The sequence below is a fragment of the Streptomyces sp. NPDC026575 genome, assembly GCF_055567415.1.
Window position 1 is genome coordinate 163,550 of record NZ_JBVHQM010000019.1, and the last position, 11,056, is coordinate 174,605.

An 11,056-nucleotide genomic window follows, 5' to 3' on the forward strand; every position below is an offset into this window, starting at 1 on the left:
CTTCCGCGGGGCTGTCGCCTGCGCTCAGCCCTGCCTCGGGCCGGCCTGCTGCACCACCTCGAAGGACCAGAGGGTGGAACCGGACGCGGCCGGCTTGGGCCGCTCACCGCCCTCGGAGCCGCCGCCCTGGTGCGCGGCCTTCATCGGCCCCTCCATCCATGCCTGGAAGGACTCCTCGTCCCGCCACCGGGTGTAGACGAGGTACTGGTCGGTGCCCTCCACGGGACGCAGCAGTTCGAACCACTCGAAGCCGTCCGAGGAGTCCACCGTGCCCGCGCGCGACGCGAAGCGCTTCTCCAGGACCTCACGCTGCTCGGTGGGGACGGTCAGAACGTTGATCTTTACCACACTAGGCACATGACACCTCTCGCAAACCGGACGCCGGACTGGCGTCGTAATCTCGACCAAGTGCGTGCAGTTTCCTACATCAGACAGTCAAAGCGTCGTGAGGACGATTCCCAGGCCAGTCCGGAGGCCCAGCGTGAGAAGTGCGAGGCACTGATCACGGCGAAGGGCTGGGATCTGGCGGGGAGCTTCGCGGACGTGGGCCGCTCCGGCTGGGACCCGAATGTGCAGCGCCCGGAGTTCGAAGAGATGATGACGGCCGTCCGGGCGGGGCACGTGGACGCCGTCGTGGTGTTCGCCCTCTCCCGACTCACGCGCCAAGGCGCCTTCGAAGCCATGAAGATCGAAGAGGAGCTACAGAGGCACGGCGTCCTCCTGGTCTCCGTCGAGGAACCGTTCCTGGACACCTCCACTCCCGTGGGCGTCGCCATCTTCGGCCTGATCGCCGCCCTGACATGCTGGCGGCCCGCCCAATTGGAGAATTCAGATCACGGAAACACCCGTGGCCTGCGGCCCCTTGGTCCCCTGCCCGATCTCGAATTCCACCCGCTGATTATCCTCCAGCGTCCTGAATCCTCTCCCCTGGATTTCGGAGTAGTGAACGAAGACATCATCGCCGCCACCGTCCGGTGTGATCCAGCCGAAGCCCTTTTCAGCATTGAATGACTTCACGGTTCCCTGCGCCATCGCGGCACCACCTTTCGTTTACCGCTACCGTTCCCCCACCTCTTCATAGGCAGTCATGTGCCACCCGAACGGGTGGGCCTGTGGACTCCATCGCAGACGCGCCCCCGCCCTAGTAGGCCCGGCTGGACGTCGGTGCTGAACACGGCGGTAGGGGCGGTTCGAGTCCGCCCGCCCCGCGATGACGGCGCATTGACCTGGGGGTGCCCCCCATCGGCCGGGCCGGAAGACCGAAGCGTGATAGCGGCTCGGATTCTGTACGGGTTCCAAGGTCGTTAAGGGCGGAGTGCAGGCGCGCACCCCGCCCTACTGGGCCCTGTCGGTCGTCTGTGCCGAACATGGCGGTAGAGGCGGTTCCAGACCGCCTGTGCCGCTGGTGTTACAAGGACTCGATGGTGATTTCTTCGCTGGTGAGCGTGACGGTCTCGGTCGCCGGGCTGGCGTTGGTGGCGTCGAGGTCGGCTTGCTGCCAGCTGGAGGCCCATGCGTTGGCCAGGTGCCAGCGGCGGATGGGCTTGCTGTTGGGGCCGTGCATGACGATGGTGACGTTCTGGCGGGCCTCGTCGGGGCGGGATTCCTGGATGGTCTTGTTGATCCAGTCCGTGAACGCGGTGCTCTTGTCCAAGCCGCGTGTGACGGTGACGTCAGCGGCTTGCTGCCCGGCGGGCTGCTTTTGGGTGACGGTTGCGCCGGTAGCGGCGACCTGCTCGATCTCCGTGATAGCGATGTCGAGGCCGCTGACGCTCTGGAGCGTTTCGACCTGGTACGAACCCAGTTCGATGGAGAAGCGGTTAGCGGAGTATGAGTCACCGATGGCCATTGGCCTAACTCCCTGTTGGCTAGTGCGGCCCCTTGGCGGACCTGTTGGGCAGCCGAGCAATACCCCGAGGACGGGCAGGCACACGCACCACAAACCAACACCGCCCGAAGGGGGCAACGTCCACGCCCCGCATACTCCGCCCCCTTGCCTGTCTCCGCTGTTGGAGGTGACACCATGCCGGGCCCTGTCCCGAAGCGTTCAGATCAGCGCCGGAGGCGCAACGAGCCGGACGGCCCGGCCCTGGTGAAGGCGGAGGCCGGGAAGGCCCCGACCATTCCCCGGGCATCCGGCCACTGGCACCCCATCGCGAAGCGGTGGTTCCAGTCCCTGAAGGACTCCGGCCAGGCCCAGTTCTACGAGCAGTCGGATTGGCTCACGGCGGTCTACGTCGCGGAGGCCATGAGCCGGAACCTGGGGCAGGGCAAGTTCAGTGCCCAACTTTTTCAGTCGGTCATGTCGGCCATGACTGACCTACTCACCACGGAGGGCGCCCGGCGTCGGGCCCGCGTGGAGCTGGAGAGGGACGACGCCGGGGAGGACCCGGCGGAGGCGGCCCGCGTGACTCTCATGGATGCGTACCGGAAGGCGGCGCGCAGCGTCGCGTGCTCGGACGTACGTCCGCTCGCTTAGGTCGCCTCAACCTCCGCCATAAGGAGCCGCAACGTCAGCGAATGCTTCTCAGGCGGCAAAGCGTCCAGCGCTCCCTTTGCGTACGCGGTGCCCCCGGCTTTGTCTCCTGACCGGGCGAGCATGAGCCCCTGATGCATCTCAAGGTGCGTTGCGAACCGGGGAAGTGTGGCGGGCAGCTCCCGCCGGGCCGCATCCTGCGCCGCTACCGCTGTGCCCTCGTCTCCGAGCCTCGCAGCCAGCAGCGAGACGAAGACGTTCATGCGCCACCACGGCACGGCGTAGTCCGAAGTCTGTTCATGCGATGCGGCCTTGTCGAAGACGCGGCGTCCCTGGTTCATCAGCCTCCGCGCCGTTGCATCGTCGCCACGGATCGCCGCCGCATGGGCCTTGCCCATGATGGCGTTGAGGAGTCCCAGCGACGGTTTGTCGCTGATGGCCATGGCCTGATCGGCGAGTACGTCGGCGACGCCGAGGGACGCTCCCTCGTACCCGAGCGCGATGGCAGCCCGCCCCCGGACCCACACCCGGGCCTGATCGTCCCCGGACTGGTCGGCGGCCTTGGCGGCCATGCGGTACCAATTCACGGCCTTGGAGCCGTCGGAGCCGGGAAACGTCTTGGCGTACAGGGTCATGAGGCGGGAGGCGACGGACCAAAGATGCGGGTTGTCCAGTTGTTGCTGGACGACGACCAGTTCACCGGAGACCCGCCGCTGAATGTCAGCGGCACCGAGACTCATGTACTCGGTTCCGTACGTGGCCAACTTGCCTTCCCAGTCGTCCCCGGAAGGCCCGCCGGTGAGTCGGGCGCTGAATCCTGCGGCCAGCAGGTCCGAGGCCACGAGAGGCGCTATGGCGGTTGCTGCCACGTCGGACAAGAACTTACGTCGCTTCACTTCACCCTCCAGCACGGCTAGGGGCACGTCGAGGACGGCAGAGAGGCACCGGAGGTAGAACGGCCCCGGCGTCACCTTGGAACGCTCCCAGCGGCTGATGTACTCCCGGTCCAGGTTCGTGCCGAAGGCATCGTTGATCGCTGACGCCAGCCGTCCCTGCGACCAGCCGCGCGCTTTCCGGAGGTCCGTGATCAGTTCCCCGATGGCCATGAGTCCATCTTGCCCCTACGGCTGACACCAGTGGATCAACTTTTCCCGCTGGTGGCTCACTTGCCCCGGGGAATGCCCCTACGGCGTGCCATTGGGTGGCGGGACGCTGCGTGCACCGACACGCGAGGGGACGGCGAGAAGGCATGAACAACCCGATTCGGTACAGCCAACCGCCAGTAGAACTCCCGTTAGATGCCTGGCTGTTGGATGGCACTCCGGCGCCCGGATGCAAGGTGTGCGCCGCCCTGGACTTCCAACGAAACCAGGCCCGGAGGCGGAACGACTGGGCTTCCGCCTGCGCTGCGGCGCGGGAGATCAGGAATCACCGCCGGGGGCACGGCGAGGCGTCGTGAAGCTCGCCGAGCCAGTCCATCCGGCCCGAATACGCCGGCTTGCTGCCCAGTGGCAGACGGCCGGAAGCCCCCCGACCGGCAAGCCTTCGAGCACGGGCAGACGTGCCCGGTCTGAGCTGACGGGCTCAGGCTGAAGCCCCGGTCCGCCCCTTCACTGGGGTGCCGTCTGGGCGGTGAGGGCAACCGCTTCGGTCCCAGGACAGCCGGAGCACCCAACGCCCGCCCCAGCTGCGGGAAACCCTGGCAGGTCAGCAGCCGGGACGGGCTATCGACGAACCACAACAAGGAGGTACGCACATGCAAGATGTACGCGAGTTACTCACCCCTGCCGCGTTCGGGGGTGTCGTCGCGACGGTTCTCGACAACAACCCGGGCATGGACGAGGCTACGGCCGCCCGGATCAGCACGGAAGCGCTGAAGTTCGTCCACACGGCGGCCACGTTCCCCACCGTGAAGATCACGCCGTCGAATGTGGTGGACGAGGGCTGGCACGCCCTGATCCTGCACACCGGGCCGTACGCCAATCTGTGCGAGGGGCTGGGGCGCTTCGTGCACCACTATCCGGAGCGGCCCGACGCCCAGCGCCATGACCCGCAGGCGCTCACACGAACCGTGGCCCTGATCGAGGAAGCCGGGCACCAGGTGGACCGCGCACTGTGGACCGGCCCGACCGAAGCCCTGGTGGCCGTGGCGGCCAACTGCTCGCACACGCCGAAGCCTGGAGGTTGCGGACCGATCAACCCCGGTAACTGCGCCACGCATGGCGGTGATGCTGACTAGGCTCCCTGGGCGCAGAGCGGAAGGGTGAGGAGATGAACGCGGAAGAAGCCCGGCAGGTGGACGCCACGCTCCGGCGGCTGGGAATCCCCGGAGTTGTTGCCCCGGCAGATCCGGAGGATGCGGCGGGTGAGTGGCGCGTGTACGACGGTGCCGATCCCGCGACCCGCACGGACATTACCGCCCACGTCCTGGTCGCCTTCGTGGCGAAGTTCAGGGAGGCCAACCCGGAGCCACCGGGGAAGCCGCAGACCGGTCCTGCGCGGGGCTTCATCATCCCGCCCGACGAGGACTGACCGAGGGTTGAGCAAGGGCTGACAACCCGAGCCGGACCGCCCGTGTGCTGCCCGTAGCGTGCGGGCGGTCTCCATATGCCTATGTGCGTACTTTGACAGACTCATTGATCTTCACGATGCTCATGACGACCATCGTGCCCCATGGCGCGAAAGGGCCGCGGGCCAGGGCGGGGGACTCGCCGGGATCCGCGGGTTCCGCCGGGGCTGCGTCGGGTTTCCGCCCCGCCCCGTCAGCCCGTTGGCGGTGTGGGGACGCGTCGGCGTGCGCGGAGTGCGGTCGCCGCTGCCGCGCCCACCGTCGCCGCCAGCAGCAACAGCGCGCCGGAGAGCGTCAGGATCCAGGCCGGGATGCCGCCCGCCCTCAGCAGTGCGTCGGTGTACCTGACCCGTTGGAACGGGGTGTCGTGGTCGGCGCGGCGGAGTTCGTGGTCGCCGGTGATGTGTTGCGGTTGCGGGAAGTTCTGGTCGATGGCGGTCAGAAAGGTGCCGCCGCTGCCACTGAGGTCGCGCACCGCGCCCTGGGGCTTGATCCGGCCCGCGTAGAAGACCTCGGGCCGCGCTCCGCCGATCGCGCTGCGCGGCTCCATACGGTGCGGTGCAAGGACGTAAAGACCCAGTGACTGCGGTGTCTTGGCGAGACGGGAGAGCCGCATGGGGTAGACGAGACGGTCGCTGGTGAAGGACAGGTGCAGCGGATCGAGGGTGCCGGTCAGCGGGCGCTGCCGTTCCGCGGGGGCCAGGCGGATCGCCACGTACTCCCAGCGCTGTGCCACGTACGGGCGGAGTTCGGTCGCCAGGGACGAAGGGAGGCGGAACCCCTGGGATGTGAGCCAGTTGCGCAGTGCGCCGGGGTCGGTGGCGGTCAGCCGGGCGACGTCGAAGGGGCCCAGGCGTTCGCGGCCGACCACCCCGACTCCCGGGCCGCGCGCACCCGGTGGCATGGCACTGGCGCCGTCCGCGTACTGGAACGGCCAGTCGCCGCTGCGCGGCCAGAAGTAGTGGCGCCGTTCGACGGCCGGCTCGGTCAGCGTGGAGAGCTGGTCGAACAGGTCCGGGTCGCCCAGCTCGACCGTGGCCCGGTGCGGTACCGGCATGATCCACGCGGCGTCCGGCGCACTGCCGTCCACCGTCAGGCTCATCACGATCTGTTCGGTCCGGCCGTCCCAGCGCACCGCCGAGGTCTCCCGGTTCACCGCCATGGTGGTCTTCGGATCGTGCACCATGGCACCGCACCCGCAGGCGTACGCGGGCCTGGCCAGCGACACCAGCTGTACGGCCAGCAGCACCAGCACCACCAGCAACACCCGCCGCCTACCGGCCCGCGCCATGGCGGCCGCGCCCGTAACCACGCCCATCGTCGTCCCCCGTTCGCCGCATGCCGATCACTCGATCGGCGGCAGCGACACAGACGGCGAGGACGGTACGGGCGGTTCCTCTTGTCGGGGGCGGCGGGTTCGCCCGTCCGGGTTCCCGGTAGGGCGGCGGGTCAGGGCAGGTCCCGTCAGGTGGTCAGGTCGCCGAGCCCGCCGTGGCCGGCCGGCGGGCCGCCGCGCGCACGGCCAGGGCCTCCGCCTCGGTCTCGACGGCCGGCGGGGAGCCCGGCAGCGGCTTGCGGGCGCTCTCCGACATCAGCAGCACGGCGATGCCGCCGATCACGGCCGCCGCCATCATGTAGTAGGCGGGCATCATCTTGTTGCCGGTCGCGCCGATCAGGGCGGTCACCACCAGCGGCGTCGTACCGCCGAAGAGCGACACGGAGACGTTGAAGCCGATCGACAGCGAGCCGTAGCGCACCTTGGTCGGGAACAGCGCGGGCAGGGTGGCCGGCATCGTCGAGGTGAAGGCGACCAGCAGCAGTCCGAGCGCCCCCATGCCCAGCGCGATGGCGAGCAGCGACCCCTGGCGGATCAGCAGCAGGGCCGGTACGGACAGCACCAGGAAGCCCAGGCAGCCCGCGGCGATGACCGGGCGGCGGCCGAAGCGGTCGGAGAGCCGGCCGGCGAACGGCTGGACGCCCATCATCAGCACCATCACCGCCAGCACGACCAGCAGCCCGTGCGTCTCGTCGTACTTCAGCTCCGAGGTCAGATAGCTCGGCATGTACGACAGCAGCATGTAGTCGGTGACGTTGAAGACCAGGACCAGCCCGATGCACAGCAGCATCGCCCGCCACTGACCGAAGATCATCTCGCGGATGCCGATCCGCTTCTCGGCGTCGCGGCGCGCCTTCTCCTTCGTCCGCGCCTCCTTCTCCAACTGGGCGAAGGCCGGGGTCTCTTCGAGCCGCATCCGCAGATAGAGGCCGATGATGCCCATCGGACCGGCGATCAGGAACGGGATGCGCCAGCCCCAGGAGTGCAGGTCCTCGGTGGACAGCAGGGCGGTCATCAGGGTGACCAGGCCGGCACCGCCGACGTAACCGGCCAGCGTGCCGAACTCCAGCCAGCTGCCGAGGAATCCGCGCTTCTTGTCGGGCGCGTACTCGGCGATGAAGGTGGAGGCGCCCCCGTATTCACCGCCGGTGGAGAAGCCCTGTACCAGGCGGGCGACGAGGAGCAGGATGGGCGCGCCCACCCCGATGGAGGCGTACGACGGGATCAGGCCGATGGCGAAGGTGCCCACCGCCATCATGATCATGGTGATGGCGAGGACCTTCTGCCGGCCGATCCGGTCGCCGAGCGGCCCGAAGACCATGCCGCCGATGGGGCGCACAAGGAAGGCCGCCGCGAAGGCGCCGAACGTCGACAGCAGCTGCGCGGTCGGATTCCCGGAGGGGAAGAAGACATGGCCCAGAGTGACGGCGATGTAGCTGTAGACGCCGAAGTCGAACCACTCCATCGCGTTGCCGAGCGCTGCCGCCGAGACCGCACGCTTGACCATCGCGGGATCGACGACGGTCACCTCGCCCGGCTCGCCCGGGACCTGCTTGTGCAGATCCGCTCTCCTCTCCGGCTGCGGATCGGATGCGGCGTCGGAGTGACTGCCGAAGGGGTTGCGGGGGTCGGGTGCGACGGGGGACTGCGTCGGCACGTGTTCGCTCGCCTGCGCTCTCTTGGACGACTACATGACATCGCCCGCCGTGGAACGGCGGGACAGCGCCCGCCATGGAGCGACGGGCAAAGTTCGACCATAGGGGCAGACATGTTCATTACGGACAGTGTGCGGATGACCGCACAGTCGCCCGTATACCCGCTCCTTGCAGGGGAAACTCCCTTTCGCAGCGCAATTCGCGGGACGTAAGTCTGTGATCCATCTCGCGGTGATCGGCTGCAACCATTGCCGCGTGGTGACCTGGCTCACGCGGGCGGCGGTGCGGCGATACAGGGGGCGCCGGGGCGGCGTACGCGGGACGGCCGGACCGTGCAAATCGGACCGTGCACAACGGACCGTGCAAAACGGCGCGGCGGTACCAGGTACCGCCGCGCCGATGTGGATCGTCGCGTTCCCTCAAGGATCAGCCATGCCAACCCCTCGCGCCACTCGGGGACGGCATCGGCGCTTGCGGCGCCCGGCCTTTCGGTGTCCCGTCCGCGGTCGTCCGCGGTCGTCCACGGCGTCCCCGCCGTGGCCCGTCACGGCATCCAGGCGACGTACGACATGACCTCCCCCGAGGTGATCCTGAAGTCGGGGACGTCCTTGGTGAAGGTGACCTCCAGGCCCAGCAGCCCGCCGCTGCGGGGGTCGAGGATCACCATCTGGCGGGTCGCGTTCGAGGCGCCGTCGGGACCGTCGTAGACATACGCCTGCCCGTGCCGGCCGAGCCGGTCGGTGACCGCGCCCGCCGGACGCAGTCCGCCCGCGTCGGCCAGCATCCGGACGATGGCGGCGGTCTCCCGCGGCCCCGGTGTCCACTCCTGGCGGAACGAGTCGAGCGCCAGCAGGAGTTGGGGCGTGGTGGCGGCGCCTCCCCCACGCTCGGCTCCGCTCGCCCGGGAGGGGCCCCCAGCTCCGCCGTAGAGCGACGCCAGGTGTTCGCGCAGCGCCTCGGGGTCCGTCGGCGGCCTCGTACGGGCGGCCGGCCCGCTGTGCTGCGCGGCCGAGCCCGCCGGATAGGTCTTGCGGTGCAGGACCTTGCCGTCGCTGACGGTCCGCCAGTGGCCGTCGTCGTCGTGGATCACCGGGCGGCCGGGGTGCCGCGGGTCGGTGGCCACGATCAGTTCCGAGCCGCTGCCGTCGGCGTTCCAACGGGTGATGCGCTCCTCGGGAACGGTGACGGGGGGCGCGGCATCCGGGCCGGACTCCATGCTCATGTACCAGGTCTGCAGATGGCTGCCCCGGTGCGGACCGTCCGCGGCGCCGGCCGTCCGGGCCCTGGCCTCGGCCCTGCGGGCGAGTGCGTCCAGTGAGACGGGTGCGGCGTCGGAGTGCGGCACGAGCGCCGCGGGCGCGGCGGCCGCGGGACTGCTGCCGGCGTCGGAGAAGGTGAAGGCCAGGACGGCGAAGAGGGCGAGCACCGCGGCCTCGGCGCGCAGCACCAGGCGGCGCCCGGCCCGCCTGGTGCGCCTGCTGTGCAGCAGACGGTTGAGGTCGCGTTCGGCGCGGGCGTGCAGCGGGCGGTCCCGCCAGGGGCCTTCGTCGGCCCGTACCGGATCGGCCGCGCGCAGCAGGCCCAGTTCGTCACTCATTGCCGTCGCCTCCTGCTCGTGCGGACACGGTCGTCCGCGTACGGTCGATCTCGGCACGCAGGCGGCGGCGTGCCCGGTGCAGTCGCATGGCCGCCGCGCTCTGACCGCAGCCGAGGGTCACCGCCAGCTCCTCGATGCTCAGTTCCTCCCAGGCCGTCAGCCGCAGCACTTCCTGGTCGCCGGGGGAGAGGCGGGCCAGCGCCTCGTGCACCCAGGAGCCGGGCCGCTCCGCGTCCGGACTGTCCACGGTCTGCCGCTGGTGCGCCGCCTCGTGGTTGCCGAGCCGGTGCAGCAGCCGCCGGTAGCGGCTCAGGCCACGCACCGTGTTGGCCAGGCAGTTGCGGGCCACCGCGTACAGCCAGGGCAGCGGACTGTCCGGCAGCTCGGAGCGGCGTCTCCAGGCTATGGAGAAGACCTCCGAGACCACTTCCTCGACGTCGTGTGCCTGCCCGTCCAACCGCCGTGCCACAAAGCGGCTGACCGCCCAGTAGTACGCGCGGTAGGCCTCGGCGAAGGCGTCGTCCGTGCTCATGAACCCTTGGTGTCCGGCATGCCCCCGATCTTCACACCCGCCTCGGGTGAAACTTCCCACCCCGTTGAAACGGCCCTGAGCGCCCGTAGGCGGTGAGGTTCGCGTCGGCTCCGGACACCTACGGGGCATGAAGCTCCCCGTGAAGTGGTTGACGACCACCGACCACAAGACGATCGGCACGCTCTATCTGGTCACCGCCTTCGCGTTCTTCTGCGTCGGCGGGCTGATGGCTCTGGTGATGCGTGCCGAACTGGCTCGTCCCGGCCATCAGATCCTGTCGAACGAGCAGTTCAACCAGGCGTTCACCATGCATGGCACGATCATGCTGCTGATGTTCGCCACCCCGCTGTTCGCCGGCTTCGCGAACTGGATCATGCCGCTGCAGATCGGCGCGCCCGATGTCGCCTTTCCCCGGCTGAACATGCTCGCGTACTGGCTCTATCTCTTCGGCTCGCTGATCGCCGTCGGCGGCTTTCTGACCCCGCAAGGGGCCGCGGACTTCGGCTGGTTCGCCTATGCGCCGCTCTCCGACGCCGTACATTCCCCGGGAATAGGCGCCGATATGTGGATCATGGGTCTGGCCTTCTCCGGCTTCGGCACGATCCTCGGTTCGGTCAACTTCATCACGACGATCGTCTGCATGCGGGCGCCTGGCATGACGATGTTCCGGATGCCGATCTTCACCTGGAACGTGCTGCTGACCGGTGTGCTGGTCCTGCTGGCGTTCCCGGTGCTGGCGGCGGCGTTGTTCGCGCTGGAGGCGGACCGTAAATTCGGTGCCCATGTATTCGATGCTGCCAATGGTGGCGCTCTGCTCTGGCAGCACCTCTTCTGGTTCTTCGGCCATCCCGAGGTGTACATCATCGCGCTGCCGTTCTTCGGCATCATTTC

Annotated in this window: 12 protein-coding genes and 1 pseudogene; 5 read left to right on the forward strand and 8 right to left on the reverse strand. The window is 68.8% G+C overall.

What is annotated here, in order from left to right:
- Nucleotides 1–24: 24 nt before the first annotated feature.
- Nucleotides 25–357 (reverse strand): antibiotic biosynthesis monooxygenase family protein, encoded by a 333-nt coding sequence (locus ACZ4NB_RS25835; protein WP_467665170.1) that lies wholly within the window; start codon nucleotides 355–357, stop codon nucleotides 25–27.
- On the opposite strand from ACZ4NB_RS25835, the pseudogene ACZ4NB_RS25840 reads away from it, so the two are divergent.
- Nucleotides 358–789: pseudogene (locus tag ACZ4NB_RS25840) on the forward strand (recombinase family protein); the annotation flags it as partial. It abuts the gene before it with no gap.
- 39 nt (nucleotides 790–828) lie between these two features.
- Here ACZ4NB_RS25840 and ACZ4NB_RS25845 read toward each other — a convergent pair.
- Together ACZ4NB_RS25845 and ACZ4NB_RS25850 are read right to left on the reverse strand one after the other, a co-directional pair.
- Complete coding sequence (locus ACZ4NB_RS25845) at nucleotides 829–1,032, reverse strand: cold-shock protein (protein ID WP_467665172.1); 204 nt, start codon at nucleotides 1,030–1,032, stop codon at nucleotides 829–831.
- Nucleotides 1,033–1,408: 376 nt separating this feature from the next.
- Entirely contained in the window at nucleotides 1,409–1,849 is a 441-nt protein-coding gene (locus ACZ4NB_RS25850; protein WP_467665174.1) for a phage tail protein, read from the reverse strand.
- Nucleotides 1,850–2,023: 174 nt separating this feature from the next.
- Between ACZ4NB_RS25850 and ACZ4NB_RS25855 the strand changes: the two genes are divergently transcribed.
- Nucleotides 2,024–2,479: a phage terminase small subunit gene (locus ACZ4NB_RS25855; protein ID WP_467665176.1), complete on the forward strand. Its 456-nt coding sequence runs from the start codon at nucleotides 2,024–2,026 to the stop codon at nucleotides 2,477–2,479.
- On the opposite strand, the gene ACZ4NB_RS25860 is transcribed toward ACZ4NB_RS25855, so the two are convergent.
- Nucleotides 2,476–3,582 carry a helix-turn-helix domain-containing protein gene (locus ACZ4NB_RS25860; RefSeq protein WP_467665178.1) on the reverse strand — a complete coding sequence of 369 codons (1,107 nt, stop codon included), beginning with the start codon at nucleotides 3,580–3,582 and terminating at the stop codon, nucleotides 2,476–2,478. The two genes, ACZ4NB_RS25855 and ACZ4NB_RS25860, sit on opposite strands and share 4 nt — an antisense overlap.
- A gap of 650 nt (nucleotides 3,583–4,232) precedes the next feature.
- On the opposite strand from ACZ4NB_RS25860, the gene ACZ4NB_RS25865 reads away from it, so the two are divergent.
- Both ACZ4NB_RS25865 and ACZ4NB_RS25870 read left to right on the forward strand, forming a co-directional pair.
- Entirely contained in the window at nucleotides 4,233–4,715 is a 483-nt protein-coding gene (locus ACZ4NB_RS25865; protein ID WP_467665180.1) for a glycine-rich domain-containing protein, read from the forward strand.
- Nucleotides 4,716–4,771: 56 nt separating this feature from the next.
- Nucleotides 4,772–5,008, forward strand: a complete 237-nt coding sequence (locus ACZ4NB_RS25870; protein WP_467665182.1) for a hypothetical protein — start codon at nucleotides 4,772–4,774, stop codon at nucleotides 5,006–5,008.
- Nucleotides 5,009–5,238: 230 nt separating this feature from the next.
- On the opposite strand, the gene ACZ4NB_RS25875 is transcribed toward ACZ4NB_RS25870, so the two are convergent.
- From ACZ4NB_RS25875 to ACZ4NB_RS25890, 4 genes are all read right to left on the reverse strand, one after another.
- Nucleotides 5,239–6,363, reverse strand: coding sequence for a DUF2330 domain-containing protein (locus ACZ4NB_RS25875; protein WP_467665184.1), 1,125 nt, complete (start codon nucleotides 6,361–6,363; stop codon nucleotides 5,239–5,241).
- Between the two features lie 154 nt (nucleotides 6,364–6,517).
- Nucleotides 6,518–8,038 carry a glycine betaine/L-proline transporter ProP gene (proP, locus tag ACZ4NB_RS25880; RefSeq protein ID WP_467665186.1) on the reverse strand — a complete coding sequence of 507 codons (1,521 nt, stop codon included), beginning with the start codon at nucleotides 8,036–8,038 and terminating at the stop codon, nucleotides 6,518–6,520.
- A gap of 542 nt (nucleotides 8,039–8,580) precedes the next feature.
- Nucleotides 8,581–9,633 carry a CU044_5270 family protein gene (locus ACZ4NB_RS25885; protein WP_467665188.1) on the reverse strand — a complete coding sequence of 351 codons (1,053 nt, stop codon included), beginning with the start codon at nucleotides 9,631–9,633 and terminating at the stop codon, nucleotides 8,581–8,583.
- Nucleotides 9,626–10,165, reverse strand: a complete 540-nt coding sequence (locus ACZ4NB_RS25890; RefSeq protein WP_467665190.1) for an RNA polymerase sigma factor — start codon at nucleotides 10,163–10,165, stop codon at nucleotides 9,626–9,628. The genes ACZ4NB_RS25885 and ACZ4NB_RS25890 overlap by 8 nt, the downstream gene beginning before the upstream one ends.
- 127 nt (nucleotides 10,166–10,292) lie before the next feature.
- Here ACZ4NB_RS25890 and ACZ4NB_RS25895 point away from each other — a divergent pair.
- Nucleotides 10,293–11,056, forward strand: a 764-nt coding sequence (locus ACZ4NB_RS25895) for a cytochrome c oxidase subunit I (protein WP_467665192.1), incomplete at its 3' end; no start/stop codon positions are given.

Excerpts from the sequence above, each read along its gene's own strand:
- ACZ4NB_RS25845 (WP_467665172.1), bottom strand. The coding sequence starts at position 1,032 with ATGGCGCAGGGAACCGTGAAGTCATTCAATGCTGAAAAGGGCTTCGGC.
- ACZ4NB_RS25850 (WP_467665174.1), bottom strand. The coding sequence starts at position 1,849 with ATGGCCATCGGTGACTCATACTCCGCTAACCGCTTCTCCATCGAACTG.
- ACZ4NB_RS25855 (WP_467665176.1), top strand. The coding sequence starts at position 2,024 with ATGCCGGGCCCTGTCCCGAAGCGTTCAGATCAGCGCCGGAGGCGCAAC.
- ACZ4NB_RS25860 (WP_467665178.1), bottom strand. The coding sequence starts at position 3,582 with ATGGCCATCGGGGAACTGATCACGGACCTCCGGAAAGCGCGCGGCTGG.
- ACZ4NB_RS25865 (WP_467665180.1), top strand. The coding sequence starts at position 4,233 with ATGCAAGATGTACGCGAGTTACTCACCCCTGCCGCGTTCGGGGGTGTC.
- ACZ4NB_RS25875 (WP_467665184.1), bottom strand. The coding sequence starts at position 6,363 with ATGGGCGTGGTTACGGGCGCGGCCGCCATGGCGCGGGCCGGTAGGCGG.
- ACZ4NB_RS25885 (WP_467665188.1), bottom strand. The coding sequence starts at position 9,633 with ATGAGTGACGAACTGGGCCTGCTGCGCGCGGCCGATCCGGTACGGGCC.
- ACZ4NB_RS25890 (WP_467665190.1), bottom strand. The coding sequence starts at position 10,165 with ATGAGCACGGACGACGCCTTCGCCGAGGCCTACCGCGCGTACTACTGG.